The sequence below is a fragment of the Nocardia sp. NPDC051990 genome (assembly GCF_040680755.1).
In the GTDB taxonomy this organism is placed as follows: domain Bacteria; phylum Actinomycetota; class Actinomycetes; order Mycobacteriales; family Mycobacteriaceae; genus Nocardia.
In genome coordinates this window covers 12,818-32,082 of sequence record NZ_JBFAXH010000032.1, presented here as the reverse complement: position 1 = coordinate 32,082, position 19,265 = coordinate 12,818, and the positions used below count along the sequence as shown (strand labels likewise).

18 protein-coding genes and 1 pseudogene are annotated in these 19,265 nt (G+C 63.5%); 6 read left to right on the top strand and 13 right to left on the bottom strand.

Annotated elements, in window-relative coordinates:
* Nucleotides 1-37: 37 nt before the first annotated feature.
* Entirely contained in the window at nt 38-658 is a 621-nt protein-coding gene (locus tag AB0L63_RS32175) for an MFS transporter (RefSeq protein ID WP_364508758.1), read from the bottom strand.
* Here AB0L63_RS32175 and AB0L63_RS32170 point away from each other — a divergent pair.
* Both AB0L63_RS32170 and AB0L63_RS32165 read left to right on the top strand, forming a co-directional pair.
* Entirely contained in the window at nt 633-884 is a 252-nt protein-coding gene (locus AB0L63_RS32170) for a CopG family transcriptional regulator (protein ID WP_327110119.1), read from the top strand. The genes AB0L63_RS32175 and AB0L63_RS32170 overlap by 26 nt on opposite strands.
* Nucleotides 881-1,315, top strand: coding sequence for a PIN domain-containing protein (locus tag AB0L63_RS32165; protein WP_062993892.1), 435 nt, complete (start codon nt 881-883; stop codon nt 1,313-1,315). Before AB0L63_RS32170 ends, AB0L63_RS32165 begins: the two co-directional genes overlap by 4 nt.
* On the opposite strand, the gene AB0L63_RS32160 is transcribed toward AB0L63_RS32165, so the two are convergent.
* The 4 genes from AB0L63_RS32160 to AB0L63_RS32145 all read right to left on the bottom strand — a co-directional run bounded on the left by AB0L63_RS32160 (nt 1,272) and on the right by AB0L63_RS32145 (nt 7,370).
* Nucleotides 1,272-2,741 (bottom strand): plasmid pRiA4b ORF-3 family protein, encoded by a 1,470-nt coding sequence (locus AB0L63_RS32160; RefSeq protein WP_364508754.1) that lies wholly within the window; start codon nt 2,739-2,741, stop codon nt 1,272-1,274. The genes AB0L63_RS32165 and AB0L63_RS32160 overlap by 44 nt on opposite strands.
* A gap of 504 nt (nt 2,742-3,245) precedes the next feature.
* Nucleotides 3,246-3,329, bottom strand: coding sequence for an SEC-C metal-binding domain-containing protein (locus AB0L63_RS32155; RefSeq protein ID WP_364508803.1), 84 nt, complete (start codon nt 3,327-3,329; stop codon nt 3,246-3,248).
* Between the two features lie 726 nt (nt 3,330-4,055).
* Nucleotides 4,056-5,597 carry an MFS transporter gene (locus tag AB0L63_RS32150; RefSeq protein ID WP_364508751.1) on the bottom strand — a complete coding sequence of 514 codons (1,542 nt, stop codon included), beginning with the start codon at nt 5,595-5,597 and terminating at the stop codon, nt 4,056-4,058.
* 264 nt (nt 5,598-5,861) lie between these two features.
* Nucleotides 5,862-7,370, bottom strand: a complete 1,509-nt coding sequence (locus AB0L63_RS32145; RefSeq protein WP_364508748.1) for an AMP-binding protein — start codon at nt 7,368-7,370, stop codon at nt 5,862-5,864.
* A 482-nt stretch (nt 7,371-7,852) separates the two neighbouring features.
* On the opposite strand from AB0L63_RS32145, the pseudogene AB0L63_RS32140 reads away from it, so the two are divergent.
* Nucleotides 7,853-8,331 (top strand): annotated as a pseudogene (locus AB0L63_RS32140) (acyl-CoA dehydrogenase family protein).
* On the opposite strand, the gene AB0L63_RS32135 reads toward AB0L63_RS32140, so the two are convergent.
* The 5 genes from AB0L63_RS32135 to AB0L63_RS32115 all read right to left on the bottom strand — a co-directional run bounded on the left by AB0L63_RS32135 (nt 8,328) and on the right by AB0L63_RS32115 (nt 12,397).
* Nucleotides 8,328-9,542: a TetR/AcrR family transcriptional regulator gene (locus AB0L63_RS32135; protein WP_364508745.1), complete on the bottom strand. Its 1,215-nt coding sequence runs from the start codon at nt 9,540-9,542 to the stop codon at nt 8,328-8,330. The pseudogene AB0L63_RS32140 and the gene AB0L63_RS32135 overlap by 4 nt on opposite strands.
* 559 nt (nt 9,543-10,101) lie before the next feature.
* Nucleotides 10,102-10,398 (bottom strand): AMP-binding protein, encoded by a 297-nt coding sequence (locus AB0L63_RS32130; RefSeq protein WP_364508742.1) that lies wholly within the window; start codon nt 10,396-10,398, stop codon nt 10,102-10,104.
* A 2-nt stretch (nt 10,399-10,400) separates the two neighbouring features.
* The gene (locus tag AB0L63_RS32125) at nt 10,401-11,192 is read right to left on the bottom strand and encodes an SDR family oxidoreductase (RefSeq protein WP_364508738.1); all 792 of its coding nucleotides are present in this window, start codon (nt 11,190-11,192) and stop codon (nt 10,401-10,403) included.
* Between the two features lie 57 nt (nt 11,193-11,249).
* Complete coding sequence (locus AB0L63_RS32120; RefSeq protein WP_364508735.1) at nt 11,250-11,699, bottom strand: nuclear transport factor 2 family protein; 450 nt, start codon at nt 11,697-11,699, stop codon at nt 11,250-11,252.
* Entirely contained in the window at nt 11,696-12,397 is a 702-nt protein-coding gene (locus AB0L63_RS32115) for a hypothetical protein (RefSeq protein ID WP_364508732.1), read from the bottom strand. The genes AB0L63_RS32120 and AB0L63_RS32115 overlap by 4 nt, the downstream gene beginning before the upstream one ends.
* Before the next feature lie 201 nt (nt 12,398-12,598).
* Between AB0L63_RS32115 and AB0L63_RS32110 the strand changes: the two genes are divergently transcribed.
* On the top strand, nt 12,599-13,432 hold the full coding sequence (locus tag AB0L63_RS32110) for an enoyl-CoA hydratase (protein WP_364508729.1): 834 nt from the start codon (nt 12,599-12,601) through the stop codon (nt 13,430-13,432).
* A 642-nt stretch (nt 13,433-14,074) separates the two neighbouring features.
* A complete protein-coding gene (locus tag AB0L63_RS32105; RefSeq protein WP_364508726.1) occupies nt 14,075-15,310 on the top strand; it encodes a GNAT family N-acetyltransferase in 1,236 nt (411 codons plus the stop codon).
* Nucleotides 15,311-15,739: 429 nt separating this feature from the next.
* On the opposite strand, the gene AB0L63_RS32100 is transcribed toward AB0L63_RS32105, so the two are convergent.
* The gene (locus AB0L63_RS32100) at nt 15,740-15,904 is read right to left on the bottom strand and encodes a hypothetical protein (RefSeq protein WP_364508724.1); all 165 of its coding nucleotides are present in this window, start codon (nt 15,902-15,904) and stop codon (nt 15,740-15,742) included.
* A 238-nt stretch (nt 15,905-16,142) separates the two neighbouring features.
* On the opposite strand from AB0L63_RS32100, the gene AB0L63_RS32095 reads away from it, so the two are divergent.
* A complete protein-coding gene (locus AB0L63_RS32095; protein ID WP_364508721.1) occupies nt 16,143-17,198 on the top strand; it encodes a hypothetical protein in 1,056 nt (351 codons plus the stop codon).
* Between the two features lie 375 nt (nt 17,199-17,573).
* Here the strand turns inward: AB0L63_RS32095 and AB0L63_RS32090 are convergent, their stop codons facing one another.
* Both AB0L63_RS32090 and AB0L63_RS32085 read right to left on the bottom strand, forming a co-directional pair.
* The gene (locus AB0L63_RS32090) at nt 17,574-18,140 is read right to left on the bottom strand and encodes a hypothetical protein (RefSeq protein ID WP_364508719.1); all 567 of its coding nucleotides are present in this window, start codon (nt 18,138-18,140) and stop codon (nt 17,574-17,576) included.
* 270 nt (nt 18,141-18,410) lie between these two features.
* Complete coding sequence (locus AB0L63_RS32085; protein WP_364508716.1) at nt 18,411-18,710, bottom strand: hypothetical protein; 300 nt, start codon at nt 18,708-18,710, stop codon at nt 18,411-18,413.
* Between the last annotated feature and the right edge of the window lie 555 nt (nt 18,711-19,265).

Here is a 19,265-nt window from a genome sequence, read left to right as displayed (position 1 = left end):
GACGGTATTCCACTTGTGTCATGGTCTCCACTGGGAGCTACCGATCCACCCGGGGCATCAGCGCACTTTGACCGGCATAACAGGACGCTCTCAGCACGCCGATCGCCGCGACGGTGACATACAGCGCGGCGTAGCCGCCGAAGCAGCTCACGACGGCTGCAGCGAGCGCGGGGGTGATCGCATTGGGCAGAGCGGCAGCGATGTTGAGGATGCCCAGATCCTTGGCCGCACCGGAGCGCTGATCGGGTAGGACCTGCGTGGCCAGCGCCTGGTCCACCGAGATGAAGATGCCGAAGCCGATGGACAGTACGGCGAACGAGACCACGATGCCCGGGACCGTGGCGGTGAGGGCGGGTATCAGCGCCGCCGCGGCGACCACCAGGCCGCCGGCGAGCACGATGGGCTTTCGGCGGCCGATGCGGTCGGAGACCATTCCCGAGAGCGCGACGGCCAGCACGAATCCGGGCGCACACACCAGCGCGATCATGGGGATGAGATTCGTGGCCTGGTCACGGCTGAGCCCGATGTAGTCCTGCAGTACATACAGCTGGAACGTGTGAATCATGGCGTAGCCCCCGAACAGCAGGAACCGTGGGGCGGCCAGATTGTTATGGTGCGGGTACCATAACCCTATGGGCTTGAAGAAGACGACGGTCATGGTCGACGAGGCCGACCTCGAGTTGGTGAAGATGGCCGCGGCGCGCGAAGGGCGGCCGGAGTCCGAGTATTTTCGTGAAGCTTTTCATCTGGCCGCGATACGCACTCGCCGATGGGATGAGGCATGGGATATCCCCGTTCTCGACTACGGGCATGCGGTGACGGCGGATGAGATCGATAGCGCTGTGCGAGAAGCGATCACCAACACCGAGGCCGATGCTGGATGATCGTGATCGGCGACACCTCAGGTCTGGTCGCCGCTTTCAACTCCGCAGATCCCGAGCACGTCGACGCGCGCGCAGCGCTCCAGCAGGCGGCGCTTACCATCGTTTCTCCACTCGTCTTGCTCGAAGTCGAACACATCACCACCCGAAATCTCAATCGTCAAGCCGCTTATGCGGTTAATGATTGGTTGTTGGCACAAGAGCACACCGGACGCATCGAAGTGCCCACGATCTCGGCGGACCTGTTGCGGGTCGCGCGCAAGGTGCAGAACAGATACATGGCCATGCGCCTGGATCTCACCGACGCCACCAATGTTTCATTAGCCGAGCGATACGAAACTGTGGAGGTGTTGACACTCGACCGACGTGATTTCCGCGCAGTTACCCCGCTCACTGGTCATGCCGCGTTCCGCCTGTTACCCGACGATCTATAGCTGACTGTTTCGATAATCCGCTGAGTACGGTGCGCGCGAAGCTTGTAGCGTCCTTGCTGGGGATCTGCTCGCTCGGATAAACACCGCGTTGCCAGGTCAGCAGGCTCAGGTGTTCGAGGAGGTCACGGACCGGCCGGGTCGCGTCGTATACGGCGGCGTCGAAGTGGCGTTCATCGATCATCCAGCCGAGCGCGGGCAGCGAGCGTCGGACGAAGTGCTGCGGGTCGTCGATGTCGCCGGTGAGTGCGAGCAGGTACAGCAGGATGCCGTGTTGCTGGTAGAGCGCCTTGGACACGCTGGGGGCGCGGCTGGCGAGATAGTGCCAGAGGTCGACCGGATCGTTGTGCAGCGCACGGGCTTTGGTGGTGGGAAGCAGTTGGCCACGGTGCTTGCGCAGCAGGCCGAGCGCCTGGGCGGATTCTCGCAGCGACAGGACGGGATAGGTTTGGTCCTCGCGGTTGCCCTTGCCGATCCATTCGCTGTGCATGTTCAGCTCGTTGTACAGCACCTGGACCATCTTGGGTGGAAGGTACCCTGCGGCGGTGAGTGTGACACCGTCGCCGACATGGTCGAGCAGATGCCGGTAGCGGCGTAGGGCGCGTTCCGCGACGGAGGCGTCCACCGGCACGGGCGTGTCCAGACGGGCACGGTAGATCAGGATCAGCAACTCGCGGCGCAGCATCCCGTGCGCGGCATCCGCCAGCATCGCCAGCGTGGGAGGCAGGGTTGCGGCGATTTCGTCGGTGGTGGTGCGGCGCACGAAGCCGGCGAGTGGGCGGTTGATCCGGTCGATGTCGAACGGGATCGGCGGGTGCGTCGATAGGGCGGACTCGTCGCCGAAAATGTCGTGGAATTCGGCAAGGGCGGTGGCATGCCGCGGATCGCTGGGATCAGTGGCGGCGACGAATAATTCGTAGCCTTCGATGCCGCCGCAGTCCTCCGGCGGTCCAGGGCGCTGCCCGTCGAGACAGATCGCCAAGGGTGCCTTCGGTGGACGCGGCAGTACTGCTTCAAGGGTGAGCGTGTGTTGCCAGTCGTCGCCGAAGTCGTAACAGTAGAACAGAACGTCGTCCGGCTCTTGGAGCACCTCGTCGAGCCGGACCTGCTCCTCGGGCACGCCGGGCTGTTCACCGTCTTCGGCCATGTACGGGCACAGGAAGTACTCGGTGCATGGGTCGTAATAACTCGGTCCGCTACCGAATTGATGCAGATGACTATCCGTCCAGCCGAACGCGGTCTGGATTACCTCGTGCAACTCGTCGAGAAACAGATCCGAGGACAGGTCCAACCGGCGCCACAGTGGCGGTCGCGTGTCGGCGAGGTCGATGTGAACCCGGTAGGTGACAGCAGCGTCACGCCGGTGCCGCCGCGACGGCGGTACCGAGCGCAGATACTGCTGTCCCCTGTGCAGGTTGTCATCGTTCATTCCGTCAGCGTATCGAGGTGCGATGCCTGCCTGCGGCGGTGGCGATTCGCGCCGACAAGCCAGGGCGGCTGTGCTGCTCGAATGCCGCGCCCTGAGCGCGTCGGGATGCCGTGCGGATGTGCGATAGGTGATGCGAGAAGTCACTCTATCCATGTCGGCTCGGTAGCGTGGCACGGTGCCCGATCACCTGTCGCTGCAACGGTTTTGCTCGGAGGTCGAGATGCTGTTGGCTCCTTTGGACGACCGATCGGTTGCCGACGTCGCTGTCGAACTGGACGGTGATCTGGCCGCCGACGACGAGGTCGCGGCCGGACACCATCCAGGCATCTACCTCGATGGTGTCCGGCGCCTGCCTCGTCGCGGTGTATCAGACCGCCGAACAGCTGCAGTTCGGCGCCGGTCAGGAGGCGGCAGGCCAGGCCGCCGATCGCTGGAGACCGCCGATCTCGATACCCGGCGGGCAGGTCTCGACCGCGCTTCGTTCGTTCGGCTGGGCGGCGTGGTCTAACGTGCTGTCCCGCAGCACTTCTTATATTTCCGACCTGAGCCGCACCAGCACGGGGCGTTGCGTGGGGGTGGCCAGTCGATTGTGGGCGCGCCCTCTCAATCGAGAATCTCTCGAGTGGCTGCGAGCCGCGATGTCGATCCTGTCGGCTGGGTGGTGCTCGAGTCGGACGTGCCGGTGGCTGGGGCTCGATGGGCGACCGAGGCAGAGGTGGGGACCAGCAACATGCGGATAGGACTGTGGTCAGGTCGGCACACCTGTCCGACGTGGCATAGACGTGGTGTGTGACGGGCTGACGGCGTCTTTCGAGGTTCGTTACATCGATGGTGCGGAAGGAGAGCGCATCGCTGCCACGCAGGCGACGGCTCTTGCCGCACTATTGAGATGGCAAAGGTACAGCCGCGATATCGACATCGACCGGTGCTGAATCCAGCGCACTGCCGACCCGGTTTCCCGGGTCTTGTGTTTCAAGAGGTCGTACCAGGGACGGTCGTTTGACCTGCGCGTTTCGGTGGGCGAAATCGCTGACGAACGGTGGATGGTGCCCCTGAGGAATCGAACCTGCGACGCCAAAAACCACCCTGAACTGCGTAAATGCAGTCAAAGGTTGGTGCCCTCGGCAGGATTCGAACCTGCGACACCCGCGCAGAGCTCACTCGTCGCACTGTCTTCGGTGTGGATCACGCCGGCGTCAGCGATTCGGAAGGGCTTGCGTCGGCGATCGAAAAGGACTCCCGCCCTTGGGGGGTGTGACGGGAAAGAAATCCGCTCCGACAGTGATGCCGGGGCGGATTCGTATCTGTCGTCGGTTACCGGGTGTCGACCAGCCCGCGGTCGGCGGCCGATTCCGAAACGCCTTCCGGCGCGGCCGTCTTCGCGCCCTTCATGAGGAAGAAGGCCATCACCGTAGCGACCAGGACGGCCACCCCACTCGCGATGAACGTAGTCGACATGGCGTGCGAGAAGGCCTCGCGGGCTACTGCCACCAGGGCGCCGTCGCCGGTGGCGATAGCGCTGGCGATGCTGTCGCGAGCCGCCGCGGGTGCATCGGAAGGCATTGTCTCGGTGTAGGTTCCGGCCAGGACTGCGCCCAGAACCGCTACACCCAGTGCACCGCCGGTCTGCTGAATGGTGTCGTTCAGCGCGGAGCCGACACCGGCCTGTTCCGGCGGGATGGCACCCATGAGAGCGCCGATTGTGGCGGGCATCGCCAGACCTGCACCCGAACCGAGCAGTGCCATGGCCAGGGCCGCGGCCCAGAAGCCGGAGTCGGCGGTCAGTGCCGCCAGCGAGGCGGAACCTGCGGCCAGTATCACCATGCCGATCAGTGTCAGAGGACGTACCCCCAGCTTCGGTACCAGCCAGGCGCCCAGACCGTTGAACAGCAGGCCCGCCACGGCCAGCGGGGTGAAGGCCAGCGCAGTCTTGATCGGCGAATATCCGAGGACGAACTGCAGGTACTGGGTGAGCAGTAGGTTCAGACCCGCATTGGCGAAGGTGACCAATACCAGCGAGAAGCTGGATCCGGTGAAGACGCGGTTACGGAACAGTTCCAGTGGAACCATCGGATACTCGGCCTTCAGCTCACGAATCACGAAAGCCAGCAAAAATGCGACGGCGATGACGATCGAAACCCAGGTGCCCGCAATGCCCTTGATCGGGAATTCGATAATGGTCCACACCAGTGCGACCGTGCCCACGATGGACAATGCCATACCCGGCAGATCGGCCGGCCGGGCCGGGCCCTTGGATTCCGGCATCAAGGCGAATGCCGCCACGATGGCCAACGCCGCGATCGGCACGTTCACCAGGAACACCGAGCCCCACCAGAAGTGGTCGAGCAGCACGCCGCCCAGCACCGGTCCGCCGACCATGCCGAGCACGGACACACCGGTCCACGCGCCGATCGCCTTGGGCCGTTCGGCCTCGTCGAACACCGTGATCAGGATGGACAGCGTGCTGGGCATGACGAGCGCGCCGCCGATGCCCATGATCACGCGGCCGGAGATCAGCATGCCCGTGCTGGTGGCGTAGGCGGCGATCAGTGAGGCCGCGCCGAAGAGCGCCAGCCCGAGTACCATTACCAGCCGGCGGCCGAAGCGGTCGGAGAGGCTGCCGGTGGTGAGCAGCAGGCCCGCGAAAACCAGGATGTAGCAGTCGATCACCCACTGCAGCGCCTGCGGCCCGGCGTCGAGGTCGATGGCAATCTGCGGCAGCGCGACGGTCAGGACCATATTGTCGATCACGAGCACGAGCGTGGCCAGGCAGAGTACGACGAGGATCAGCCAGCGCTTCGGATTTCGCTGGGCCGCCGGCGATATCCGCGCCGTGGTCACGTCTTGGGCATTCACTTCGGCTCCCTCTGGGAAGGTATTCCGCACGGTGTGCGGCGTTGTTGACTACGTCTTGACGGAATTCGAGGTCGTCAGGGCTTATAGGAGAGCTGTCCCCGAGCGGCCGCACGAACCGGTTCCGGTCGAGAGGAACAATTCGTTGTGGTGTAGATGCGGCCGAGATAAGCGCTGATGCTGTGTTTGCGGTATGAGATCGTTCCGCGCATGTGGCAGACAGGCCGAGCAAGACACGATCCCACGCACGGCGCGGTGTCCCTGAGCTCAGTCGTCCGCGCGACTGCTGGGCATTAGCAACTCGATCTCCCGATCGCGGATTGCCGAGCGCCGAGCCTTGCCGGCATCGTCACGCAGCGGTCCGTCCACGAAACGCACCGACCGGGGAACCTTATAGCGCACCAGCCGACTCGACAGGAAGTCCAGCAACTCCTCGCCCTGCAAGTCCCCTTCCGCCTCCACGACGGCGTGCACCTGCTGGCCCAGGTCCTCATCCGGCAGGCCGACCACGATTGCGCTCAGTACCTGCGGGTGTTCGAGGATGGCAGCCTCGACCTCCGCAGGGAAGACGTTCGCGCCCCCAGAGATGATCATGTCGACTCGGCGGTCGCTGATGTAGAGGTAGTTGTCGTCGTCGAGCCAGCCGAGATCGCCCACCGATAGCCGATCACCGAACGTGCGCGCTTCGGCTCCGACGTACCTGGAGGTCACCATGCCTGGTGGCAAAGCCGCACAGATCTCGCCGACCTCGCCGTTCGCCAATTCCGTGCCGTCCGGCCCCAGGATCTTGATGTCATTCATCGGTTTGCCGACCGATCCACGATGCTCCAGCCACTCACCGCCGGTGATCATCGTTCCGAACCAGCCTTCGGTGGCCGCGTATACCTCGGTGAGATGATCCGGGCCGACAAGTTCGATCCACCGTTCCTTCAGCTGCGGGGGACACGGGGCGGCACCGTGCACGACCATGGAGAGCGACGATAAGTCGAACCGGCCGGGCGATGCCTCGATCGCCCGCAGCATGCGCGCCATCATCGTCGGGACCAGGTTGACCCAGTCCACCTGATATCTCGGGATGGATTCCAACACCTCGACCGCATCGAACGCGGGCAGCACGATGACATGAGATCCGAGCAGCAGCGCCCACCACGGGAACTGGAATCCCGCCGTGTGATAGTGCGGACTCGGCGCCAGAACGACGCCGGCTTCCTGCATTCCCATGGTGCGCGGCAGAAGTGGATGAACGGATGCCGGTGAGGCGTTGACGATGAGCTTCGGCCGGCCGGTACTGCCGCCCGAGGTCATCGCCGCCATCGATTTCGAGACCGGTTCGGAGGGTAGCGCGGACGAGTCGGTCTCGACGCTGGGCTCGTAACCTACCGGAAGACACTGACGAGCCGGATGGTCGGATTCGTCCACCCCGATGACGAGCTCGGGATCGGCCAGTTCCACGATGGCGGCGCGCTCGGCCAACGGAAGGCGAGGCGAAATCGGGTTGGGAACCGCACCGAGCTTCCAGGCCGCCAAAGTAGCCGCGAAGTGCTCGATTCCGTTGGGCAGGGCAATCGTCACCACGTCGCCCTCTGACACTCCCCGGTCCTGATATGCGCGGGCGAGACGATTGGCTCGATGCTCCAACTCCGCGCGGCTCATGGTGCGCCCCGCGCAGGTCAGCGCGGGGTGGTCGGGAGCGCTTTCGGCCAGCCGCCGAATGGTCGCCACTATCGGCAACGGCTCTGCGTTCAACAGCTCGGGCGGAATCGATTCGAGATCCATGAGTGCCTCTGTATCTACGGGAGTGGAGCGAGGTCGGGAGCTTCAGAAGGCGTTGGACACGCCGATCAGAGTCATAAGGCTAGACGCCGATCATGACAGTAGTCAACTTAATACACAGGAGTATGCAACATCTTCTTCTGGGTTAGGCAATTCGCTTTCAGGCGGGCCGCGGTCCGCTTCGGGTGCCCATATTTCAACGTTATCAGCTATTTCAGTCCAAACGACCTCGGTCAATCGGAGGCGTTCAACCGTTGGGTCGAGCCCAGGTTGTAAACATTTGATACAGGTTTTGGTAATCAATCGAGATCCGTAGGGGAGAGATCATGGCGCCTCCGGTTACTACCGATCGCCCAGGCCTCGGCGACCCTCATGGGCTGTTCCGGGCCAGCTACGCGGCGTTCCTCGAACGAGAGGTCGTTCCACACGCCACACGCTGGGCAGCAGATGGGATCGTCTAAAGGACACTGTTCACCGCGGCGGGCATGGCTATCCAGAATGACATCTGCGGGAAGTGGCCCGCTCAGCTCGTCACAGAACTTCCGCGTGCGCGGCTGGCCATTGCGATGGGCGCGATCCCCGTAGCTGAACGTGCGTTCCAGCTCGGCCTCGACCACGTCGGAGAACGCCAGGCATTCGGTCAGCCGATCGGATCGTTCCAGCACAATCGGTTTGAGCTGGTCGAGATGCGCACCGCGATCGACATCGCCCGGGCGTTTGTCGGTCACCAACTGCAAGTCCGCAACAAGGGCACACTCAACGCAGAGGCAGTGGCCGAAGCGATGTGGTGGACCACCGAGTTGCTCCGTCGTGTCGTGGGCGCGTCCCTTCAGCTCCACGTCGGGTATGGATACATGACCGAGACCCGATCACCCGGCTGTATCAAGACGTAAGAGTCACCACGATTTCCGGTGGCACGACCGAGGTTGTGAAAGAAATCATCGGCCGGTTGTTCCGCATCTAGGCGGACGGCGAGTTCAAGATCGAATTGAGGGCCATGCTGCGCAAAATAGCGCTGCGATCCTCGGCAGAGAGTTCGCGTGAGCTGTGGTTGGCGTTGAGCAAACCCAGCACCGCATATGCCATCGTGCGGGCGGGCAGGCTCTCGATTCCCCGAACATCGGAGATGACCGATTCCCAGTCCCGGACAAACGCGCGCCGTTCGCGCATGATCAACAGCTGGCTGTCGCGCGAGACGGCCCGGACCTGCATCCAGTACACCGTGAGTATGTCTTTGTCGTGAACGGTCAGCTGCAGGTAGCCGTCGATGAGCCGGGTGAGGGCATCGTGGGCATCCGATGCCTCGGCGAACGCTCTCTCGGTCGTGATCATGATCAGGTCGCTGGCCCGGGTCAGTATGGCGGAGAGCAACGCGTCCTTGCTCTCGAAGTGGCTGTAGAGGGCGTTGGCGGTCACCCCGCACGCTTGGGCGACGGCCTCCACACCAACGCCTTCGTATCCGTTTCGCCGAAACAGCCTGGCTGCTGCCCGCAGGACGCGCTCTCTCGATGACGAGAGCGACCGGGAGAACTTCCTCGACTCGGGTGTTCGTGTCGGGTCGGCGTGCGCGAGCTGCACATTCGATACCTGTCCCTTCCTCGGCGCCGGCTCGAGGAACAGGGCAGCCTTGCTCATACCTACCAAGAGGTCGATGAGGCGTTGCCGCGCCATACGGGGACTATGGTTCACCAGGCTCGTCGGGATACCGCCGACAGCGGTGACCATGAAGTGCGCTTCGGCGGCGGTCAAGGCCGGATTCGCTTCGATCAGGGCGTCGACGTTGAGCTTGCCGGTCGCGTCCCACTCGTGCCGCAGTTCGCGGGCCACTTCGGGTGGATAGTGAACGAGATCCGCTGGCGTGGCGATGAGGTAGTGCCGCTGTTGGATGCACATCCGGACAGACTCTTCGAGAAAAGCGACCAGGCGCGCCTCGCCGGTGCTGTGCCGGGACTTGATGTCGCCGAGCAGCTCGGTGTAGGAGTTCAGCAGTGTGCGGCCTACCTCGGCCAGGACGGCATCTTTGCTGGGGAAGTGGAAGTACAGCGATGATCGGTCGAGCCCGACAGCTCGACCGATGTCGTTCATACTGACGGCGTGGTAGCCGTGCTGGCTGAACAGACCGAGCGCAGCCGCGACGATCTGATCGACACGATCGGGCGAACGTCCCCGTGTCACGGCTTCTGTAGGTTCACCCACCACCCCGTCAATATAACCGTGCTCGTCGGTTCCGACTCCGCGGCTGCCTGCTCACCCGAACGCTGGATGGCTCGGCCGATCGATCTTCGCCCGCTGTGAGTCCCACCAGAATGTCAGTGGCTGATTCCCATTTCGATGTCAGCGGCGCAGATCGGCCAACTCGCACCGGACTCGGTATGCCGGGTGCAGTTCCGGGCCCGCCCGACCCCGCGCGGTATCCGGCACACACTGTTCGACGCGCTCGCGATCGGCAGCAGCTCACTGAGGAACCCGCCCATCCGATCACGAGCCCAGAAAAAGCTGTTTGTTCGGCGAACGCGGGAATACCCTCGGCCGCGTCGTCTCAACGGAATTCGGGGTCGCGTCGGGCCTAGAGGAGTTGCCCTCGATCGGCCGCGCGGACCAATTCGATCCGGGACGAACAACTCGTCCCCCCGGCACGCAACCTGATCGATTTTGTATGCGGACGCAACTTCGGTCGGTGTCTCGACCCCGAAGACTCGCAGCCTGTTCGAGAGCACTGGCCGCAGTGGTGCGATCAGGTCGGCATAGGCCACGAGCACCTTCGCCCGGCAGTTGGCGAGAACGCAGTCGACCTCTTCTGGGTCCCGTGCCAGTTGATAGGTACCGGAGCCGCGCCTAATTGCGCCGCGGCAAAACTCGCTTCGAAGAATGGCTGATCATTTCGCATCAGGATTGCGATGGTCTCGCCGGCAGCGATTCCGGCCTGCGCCAAACCGCTGGCGGCGCGGGCGGCGCGCTGCTCGAGTTCGGCCGCCGGCACGAACGAGGTTCCGTGTAACACCCCGGCCTCGGCCGACGGCTCATCGCGCATGATTACCTCGACTCGTCCATGGCCCGGAAGAGTCTGGTAGCCGCACCGCCCGCGGTGGAGCCGCCGTCGGCGGTGAACACTGCGCCGGTCGCGAAGGAGGAGTCATCGCTGGCGAGGAACAGCACCAGGCGCGCGATCTCCTCCGCGGTTCCGGGTCGGCCCAGCGGCACCGTCGCCCGCCCGAGCTTCTGTAGCTGTTCGGTCTGATGGATCGGGCCGAAGATCGGGGTGTCGGTAATTCCTGGGCAGACCACATTGACCCGGATGTTATGCGAGGCCAGATCGAGCGCAGCTGTCTTTCCGAGGCCGATGACCCCGTGTTTGGAGGTGGAGTAGTCACTGACGTCACGAACGCCGACCAGCCCGGCAGTCGACGATGTGAGCACGATGGATCCGCCGGACTCGAGCATCTTGCGGGCACAGGCCTGGATCCCGAGCATGGTGCCCCGGAGATTCACTGCCATCGTGCGATCCCAACCCTCGACCGTCATCTCGAGGATGTTGGCACCGTTGCCCGTTCCCGCATTCAGATGCGCGATATCGAGCGCCCCGAAGGTAGTGGTCGCTGCCTCGGCCATCTGGGTATTGGCTTCCGGATCGGCGATATCGACACGCATCGAGATCGCACTGCCGCCCGACGCCTTGATCGCTGCCGCGGTCCGTGCCGCGTTCTCCTCGTTGATGTCGGCGCAGCACACCGCTGCCCCTTCGGCGGCCAGCAACGTTGCCGTCGCCGCGCCGATCCCCGATCCGGCGCCGGTGATCACTGCCACCTTGCCGTCTACTTTCCCCATTTCTTTCCTTCCGTTCAGACGACCTGCGCCCCGACACACCATCGCGGGCGCCAGCGTTCAGTCTCGGTCCGCGGACTCGTATCCGGCCGCGGTGTAGCGGCGGTGTTCGATCCGCCAGCCGTCGGGGGTTTTTCGCCAGCGGTCGTAATAGGTGCCGTGCGTGCCGATCACCGGGCCGCTCGGCTTCTGATGGCTGGCGACCACCATCGAGCGTGTGACCGCGCTGTCCTCGTCCAGCTCGACGAACAGAAGACTGGACGTGTGGTGCAGGACCGTCCCGGCCATCGGCACGCCCAGCTTCTTCACGAATGCCCGGAACTCGTCGGGACTCTGCAGGCGACTGAGCGGCTCGTCGCGGCCGATCAGATATGCCTCCCAGACGGCGTCAGGGGTGAATACGTCCAGGAATCCCTCGATATCGCCGTCATCGAATGCGTAGGCGTACCGGTAGAGCTGTTCCTGGATAGCGAGCCGGTCCTCGATCCGAGTCGGCAGCGGCCCCTTCATGCGGTGAAAGCCTCGGCCGCCGGGTCGTCCGGGCCGACGGCCTTCTCGACCGGGCCGGCAAGAACGAAGACACCGGTGGCGACCGTGCGCTCGTTCTGGCAGCACGGTTGGTCCTGGGGAAGCTGGCCGTCCTCCCACATCTCGTCCAAGATCGTGCGGGGGCCGGGCCGGGTGCTGGCCTGTTCTCGCACCATCCGCGCCTGCACCAGGCTGATTCGCTGCGTGCCGATGCCCACGTACACCCCGTCGGTCAGCTTCCGCATCTCGTCCACCAGATCGGTAGCACCTTGGGTACCGGTGCGGAAGGAGGAGTAGGTCATCATCAACGATGGTCGGCCGTCGACAAACGACCGGCCCAGATGGGTACCGAATCGGCCTCTGCGCACGATGCGCCCGTCAGCGATCCGGGACTTGTTGTATCCCTCGCCGGTCGCCTGCCCCAACGGTTGGTAGCACTTGCCGAGCCAGCACCCGGTCGGGCCGTTCTCGTTGAACAGATGCTCCTCGGCGAAAGCGCGCGCCACGGGGTCGGCGATGTACCCACGCTGGACCTCGTACTCACCATCCAACTCGGCGAAGGGCGGCGGCAGCAGTGACCGCCATGCCGCAACCTGCTCCGCCATGTCGAGAGCCATGAACTCACTCAACATTCGTGCCGACTCGGTGCTCAGCACGTCTGTCACCTCCGGCATACCCATCACCACTTCCTACGCTGCGGCCCGCCCCACATGGACGTCAAGCTAAGGACAACTGTCATCGACCGACTAGCCGTTGTCAACACTTCGTACAGCTATATATCAAACGCGCAGACCTAATAGATAAAGGCTAGAAGTCTGTCTAGTGCCACTGGAGCGCTCAGGCTATCAACTTTCTGCACAGCTTTGTGCAATAATGTTGAGATGCGATCAGCAGACTTCGAAACCATCGTGGTCGAGCACCCTGCCGACAAGGTCGTGCGGATCGTGCTGAACCGTCCGGATGCGCGAAACGCGCAGAGCTTCCGTCTGCTCTACGAGCTGAATGCTGCGTTGGACCGAGCGGCGCAGGACGACGGCATCAGCGCGGTGATCCTGGCGGCCACCGGGCCGCACTTCTCCTCCGGCCACGACCTTCGTGACACGGAGAAGCTCACCGACCTGCAGTCCGATGTCGTCGGTACCTGGTGTGGTTTCGGCTGCGCCGGTGCCGAGGCACGCATGGCGGTCGAGAAGGAGATGTATCTCGGGCTCAGCGAACGCTGGCGGAACCTCCCCAAACCCACGATCGCTCAGGTTCAGGGCAAGGTCATTGCCGGTGGGCTGATGCTCGTATGGCCGTGCGACCTGATCGTGGCCTCCGAGGACGCACAATTTCTCGACAACACTGTGACGATGGGGGTCAGCGGAGCGGAGTGGTTCAACCATCCCTTCGAGCTCGGTGTCCGGAAGGCCAAGGAGATGCTGTTCACCGCAGACTATGTCTCCGCCGCTGATGCCCACCGCCTCGGAATGGTGAATCATGTCGTGGCGGCCGGCGAGCTCGCATCGTTCACCCTCGGCCTGGCCCTCCGGATCGTCCAGAAGCCGCTGTTCGCGTTGAAGCTTGCCAAGGAGGCGGTGAACGCGGCGCAGGACAACCAGGGCCGCTGGAACGCGATGCAGACCTCCTTCGCGTTACATCAGTTGTGCCACAGTCACAATCAGCAGGTACATGGATCCCTGATCGATCCCGGTTTCGTGCAGCGGAAGCACTGAAACCCAGAACCGCGAAGCCGGGTTGATGTGTTGCCGGTCGGCGTCCAGCTCGTCGCCGACTCGGGGAGGGAGGATCTGCTGCTCCGGTTCGTGGCACAGTGGCAGGAGACACCCGAGTGGTCGCAGCTGGTCTCCACCAATTATTCCGACACCTCCGGTCCGGCCATGACCGAGATTTCCGACGAACCATGGGGACGAGAATTTGCCCTACGCGACCCTGCCGGCAACTGCGTGCACTTCACTGAGGGTCCCTGACGGTGTCGCCTACCGCTGATGACGCCCGTCCGAAGGGGAGCACGCGAGGATGGGCTGGTCCACTCGGGCGGCGATCTTGTGCCCGTGGATATCTGGCGTCAGTGCCAGTTGCGGCGTCGATGAGTTCGCGGAGGATGTCGGCCCGTCTTCTCGATCGTGAGGTTAAGTGCTCAGCGGCCGCTGGAATCGGGCCTGGTCGACTGTAGCCAGGGGAGCGGCGCACCGAAGTCGGTGTACCCCCGTCGAGAACTGTGTTCGGCTGCTACCGCCTCGCCGTAGCGGGGCGGTGACGTCGGCCACGGTGTCGGCTGGTGCGACCCGGAAGGCGGCCTTCCAGTCGGTGACGTAGTCCCCAAGGAACATCGAAGGTTCGACGAAACATCGTGATTGAGCAACCCGAGCAGGTTCGCGCCAGACGGCACTCCGGTGTTCGGACCACGTCGCATGATCGGGAGGATGCCGGCGAGGAGCCAGTGGCGGGGGTGGGGGAACTGGACTTGTCTGTCGAACTGGATCTTATTGATGGCCATGGTGAAATCCGGTCTCGAGTGTGGAATCTCAGAACGGTGGCGGATCCGCCACGTCACCGTCAAACGTTCTGAGATTCCGGCACGGCGTTTTGAGCATCTACAGCAGGATCATGTAGCCGAGCTCGGCATCCCCGGCATCCGGACGGACGTGACACGGACGCTCTGTGTCGCGCCGATCGAGCGTGATCGTAGCGATCATCGCCCCGTCGAGAACGATCACGAAAGGCGAGGGTGCCGCCCGGGCACCTCAGGCACCGCGCGACGGATCCGCGACGAATACGACGGAATCGAATACTGTTCGCGTATGTTCCCCACCTGGCGAATCGCTGCTGCCAAAGCGTCATTTCAGCACTGGCCCCGGCGTTCCACCCTTGGGCTGGCGGGATGGATCGCACTCCTCGGGTTTCCCGCAGCAGTCATCGGCGTCGCGGCTACGGCCGGATTTCCCTCTGCCGCAACCGAACTCATCGTTGGTGTCTGGCTGCTGCTCGTGGTGGCCACCGTACTCGTCGCGGTTTGGCTTTGGGTGTGGCGCGTCAGCGAACTCGCCAGCAAGGAGAGCAGTGCACGCTATGACGTGCTGCGGGACATCGAAACCTCGCGGCTCACCCTGCGCCGACCGGCGCAGAAGGACGCGGTCCCGCTCGAGGCCACGATCGACGATGCGATGCTCGCCAGCAACGGTTGGACAGAACGAAATGGCCGGGCACTGATCAAGGCGGTCGGGCGCGGCCACCCGACTCCCGGGCTTCTGGTGATCGAGTCGCGATCAGACACAACCGTGATCGGTGGCGCGACTGTGCACCCCAGCGACGACCAGACGTCGTTCGCGGCCATCGGTTGGTGGATTGGCCCCAGTCACCGGCGAGCCGGTTATGCGAGCGAAGCGGTGGCCGCCCTCGTCGACGCGATCCACGACACCGGATACACCAGCGTAGAGATCGGCACGAACGAGTCGAATCTCGCGGTGCAGCGCATCTGCGACAAGATCGGCGCAACAGAAAAGGACCGGCGACCGCAGCGGTTGCCGGACGGATCGACTGTCCCTGGAATTTGGTATGAACATCACCGCGTCGTCACAGAACCAACGTGAATCAAGTGCCTTGTCCCAGATGTGAACGGGCCGTCGGTTTCGAGCCGTTGCCGCTCAGCGGACCGTTAGCCGATTGCCAGGACGCATGGGTGGATCGCCTCACGAGCTGAGCACCCTGACCTGCTCCAGTCACCCTGCAATCGGCCATTACAGGGTAGTTGGACCGCCACGCTTCGAGCCGATCGTCAGAAGGAATGCCGACGAACGGCTAGGGCAGTCGGCGGAGGGTTGCTGCGATCACCGCACCGGCTGAGCATGCCAATCTGCCCCAGCGAAGCGTGCGGAATCTCAGAACCGTGGCGGATCCGCCACGTCACCGCCAAACATTCTGAGATTCCGCCACGAGTTTTGAGAACCTACAAATCTGTAGGGTCTCAAAACTCGTGACATCTGATGACGCCGTGACCTGCGCCTGCAGGTCGGCCTTGATCATTTCTTCTGATCGACGGAGCGCACCAACAGCCAGATACCAGCCGGGACACCCAGCACCAGGACGAACTCATCGACGAGGGAACCCGATGCGCGGAGGAAGGTCCAAGCCGTTCCCGCGAAGACGAGGAACCCTAGTGCGGCTGCGAAGAGGCGGATGAACACTCAAATCAGTATCTCCCCAAGGAAATTGGACCGAGCGATGGCAGTCTGCAGATAGCTGGGGCGGGAGGGCGGCGAGGCGTGGCGATCGTCGGGTCGGGCCGTCCATTCCGTCGCTCACCCCCCGCCCGTTACGCCACCGCAATTCCCCAGCTGCGTCGAAACTCTCGCAATCCGGCCACAGAACTGGGGGCGCGTCGGCGGCAGCGCCGTGACGCCAATTGCTGGCAAGATCAACGCTATGCGCTCTACCGTGCCCACCCTCGGGTTGCTGATGGCGGCTGTTCTGCTGACCGGATGCGGCTATTTCGGACATGGACGCGACCAGGCCGAGCATGACAGCTGGTCACGCAAGATCGAGACTGCCATCCGGGCCCTTCCGGGGGTGACCGAAGCGTCACACCGGTTCGAGCGCTACAAGGGCAACAGAAACTTCAACGCCATACTCGACGTGCGGCTCCGCGACGACGCCACACCGGCCGAGGCCGCGTCTGTGGTGAGTGCCATGGGCGCTCAACCGCTTCCGCGGCGTTTCCAAGGCGACCCGACAGCGGTCACCATCGACCGGATGGCGGACTCCTATTACGCGTACTGGCTTTTCGGCCGTGACGTGAGCACGGAAGCGAACGCCGCAAACAACTGGGCGCGACTATGGGCCGCCGGTACCGAAGTGCACTGGGACTCGAGCGGCGGCGACGCGAACCGCATAACCAACACCATCGACATCCGGGCAGGCTCCGAGAGCGAACCTCACCGCGCCACCGCGGCGATGCGCCGAATCATCCGGGATTTCCCCGAACTGGCATCCAACCAGTGGATCGTATCCACCGTTCATGAGCGGGAGCGTGGGTTCACCAATCACTCGGCACGGTTCCCCGGGTCGTATCCGTGGCCCCATGATCGCGTCACCCCCCACCAAGAGCCCACCCCTCGCTTCCCGTCCAATGACGAACTCGACCTGTGGCAGTGGTTCCTGACCGATCAACCCATCCCGTTCTTCGCTCGGGTGTCGGTCTACGACCCGCCTTTTGAAGGCCTCACACTGGGCGTCACCGTATTCCCTCCCGTAGGTACGGAATTCAGCGCCGCGCAGACCACACAACTCGCCGATCTGCATCTTCCCTACCTGGCAGGCTCCGGCGCGGCGGTCGACTACACGATCCACACACCCAACGGCCCCGGCGGCTACTCCTACGGCCGCCCCTTTTTCGAGGTCGTGGTCGGCGGCTGCCAGACACCCGGGCACAACGTCTTACCGGAGTCGCAGCCCTACGTACGTCAATACGAACACTGCTGATCCGCGTCCCACAACCACCGTGTCGAGATGATCGGTAGCGCCGACGTCGAAGGCCGGCACAAGACATCGCGGCGAGATCATCCGGCCTGATCTCGCATTACTGCGCTGATATTGGCCTTCTAACGCCGTACGGCGGTGAATAGTGCGGGACTGAGCCAACTATTCGGAACTCGGCAGAAGCGGACGTTCGGCGACCGCGCGCCAAGCGGCATTACAGGTTGTCCGGACTATGTCGGATATTGCGTCGTCGGCAGTGTTCTGCGTGTCGCGCGAGCAGATCACGGTAGGAGTGATCGCTCCACTCGAACATTGCGCCCTCACCGCTTATGACGCATTCGCTGTCGCCATCTAAGACGGCCCCGTAGATCACCAGCGTTAGACGCTCGCGGGTCCGGTCGGCGGAAGTTGTGGACGATCGAGCGCACGTTCGGGTGGCCGTCGACACGCGAGCACTGCGAGCAGACCGGGAAACACGCCCCAGACGGTTACCAGCACCAACCAAAACAACGGTGGTTGCGGGACCGGGCCAGGCTCGGGATGCTCGTAAGTCGCAAGTCTGAAAACCCCTGAGTACCAAACGAGCCAGAGTGCGAAATCGGCGAAGAACAACGAGCAACCACCAAGGATCACCCACCTCCACTTACTCGCAGCACCAGCGATCAACGCCACACCCGCCATACCCGCAACAATCAGCTTGGTGACGAGTAGGGCGTGAATGCCTGGCGAGACCTCCTCGTCAGGCATACCTTCGAGCAGCAATAAGAACGCGTAGAGCAACACCAGAACAGCAGCGACACAGGCGCCGAGCCCGGAGAAAACGCGCGTCCAGACGCTCGATGACAACAACATGACGGCATGATAATCAAGAAGATGTCTCCCGGCAGAACGCGCGATTGCAGACCGCGGTTCCATTGGAAATTGCTGGGCGCGTTGAAGAGTCATACGAAACTCGGGGTGAAACTCTCGGCGGCCGTTCCGGACAGCGCGGCATGCGGCTAGCGGCTAGCGGCTAGCGGCTAGCGGCTAGCGGACGTTCCCGCCGAGGCTCCACAACGCCACTTGGCGAGCTGCTGCGCCGGCGTAGGTCTCATCGACCAGACCCTCCTGGCGAACACCCAACGAACGCACTGAACTCGGCAGAAGCGGACCTTCACCAACCGCGCGCCCAGCGGCAATTGAGGACGTTGGCTGCCGACGTCCACCGAACGCCCTTCAGATGTCATGGCCGATGGCCCGCAATACATCGGCGAGCCACACCAGGTGATATCCCACAGCGCGATCGGGATCGGCGAGCAGATCGCTCAGGTGCTGCCAGGAATCGGCCAGCGAACCGATCGTCAGGTCGGCCGGAGCATTGAAAGGGTCGTACAGCTCGTCCGATGGGATAGACCAGAAGTAGTCCTTGTCCAAGGCAACGGTATCGCCCGCCACCGCAGCCCTCACGTGGCTCAGCAGCACATCGAACGACCTGCGCAGCTGGGTGAGGTCCACTCGCAGAGATTCTCCGGTCATGAGCACCATCATGAACGATCAGCAGAATGCCCTGTATGGCCAGAGCACCAACGCCGACCGCAGGTGTGAGCGGTCGGGCGCACGCCCCCCGCTCCGCCAACCGGGCCTGCGCGGTGACACACGACGCGACGCGGCCGCCATCCTCCCGCGCTTTCACCACGACATCGCACCCACCGGCCAGCCGCAGCCCGAACACCGCCGACATCCGCCGCAACTCGAACAGCACACCGACCGGCTCGTCCCCCAACCGGTCCACACACCAGGCCGGCAACCAGTCCGGCAGACCATTCAACGGCACGGTGAGAACTGTGTCATAAGCGTCCAATACAGCGGAAGCGGTCTGCACGTGCCGGGGGAGCATGCACCGAGTCATAAACGAACTTCCGCACTTGCCGGGCATTTCCAGACGTTCGGCCGCCATCGACATGATCGGTCCGCATAGCGGATCTGGAACATGTTCTCCCAGCAGATCACCTGCTGTCGGTCGTCCCACAACTGGCAACGTCGTGGCGCAACGATGGCAAATGACAGCCTCCCAACCGGTGACAGGTATGT

Bases quoted from the DNA above. Each gene is read 5' to 3' on its own strand.
- AB0L63_RS32160 (WP_364508754.1), bottom strand. From the start codon at position 2,741: ATGAACGATGACAACCTGCACAGGGGACAGCAGTATCTGCGCTCGGTA.
- AB0L63_RS32110 (WP_364508729.1), top strand. From the start codon at position 12,599: ATGCGATCAGCAGACTTCGAAACCATCGTGGTCGAGCACCCTGCCGAC.
- AB0L63_RS32095 (WP_364508721.1), top strand. From the start codon at position 16,143: ATGCGCTCTACCGTGCCCACCCTCGGGTTGCTGATGGCGGCTGTTCTG.
- AB0L63_RS32090 (WP_364508719.1), bottom strand. From the start codon at position 18,140: ATGACTCTTCAACGCGCCCAGCAATTTCCAATGGAACCGCGGTCTGCA.
- AB0L63_RS32165 (WP_062993892.1), top strand. From the start codon at position 881: ATGATCGTGATCGGCGACACCTCAGGTCTGGTCGCCGCTTTCAACTCC.
- AB0L63_RS32120 (WP_364508735.1), bottom strand. From the start codon at position 11,699: ATGAAGGGGCCGCTGCCGACTCGGATCGAGGACCGGCTCGCTATCCAG.
- AB0L63_RS32175 (WP_364508758.1), bottom strand. From the start codon at position 658: ATGACCGTCGTCTTCTTCAAGCCCATAGGGTTATGGTACCCGCACCAT.
- AB0L63_RS32170 (WP_327110119.1), top strand. From the start codon at position 633: ATGGGCTTGAAGAAGACGACGGTCATGGTCGACGAGGCCGACCTCGAG.
- AB0L63_RS32145 (WP_364508748.1), bottom strand. From the start codon at position 7,370: ATGGATCTCGAATCGATTCCGCCCGAGCTGTTGAACGCAGAGCCGTTG.
- AB0L63_RS32125 (WP_364508738.1), bottom strand. From the start codon at position 11,192: ATGGGGAAAGTAGACGGCAAGGTGGCAGTGATCACCGGCGCCGGATCG.
- AB0L63_RS32115 (WP_364508732.1), bottom strand. From the start codon at position 12,397: ATGGGTATGCCGGAGGTGACAGACGTGCTGAGCACCGAGTCGGCACGA.
- AB0L63_RS32085 (WP_364508716.1), bottom strand. From the start codon at position 18,710: ATGACCGGAGAATCTCTGCGAGTGGACCTCACCCAGCTGCGCAGGTCG.
- AB0L63_RS32130 (WP_364508742.1), bottom strand. From the start codon at position 10,398: ATGCGCGATGAGCCGTCGGCCGAGGCCGGGGTGTTACACGGAACCTCG.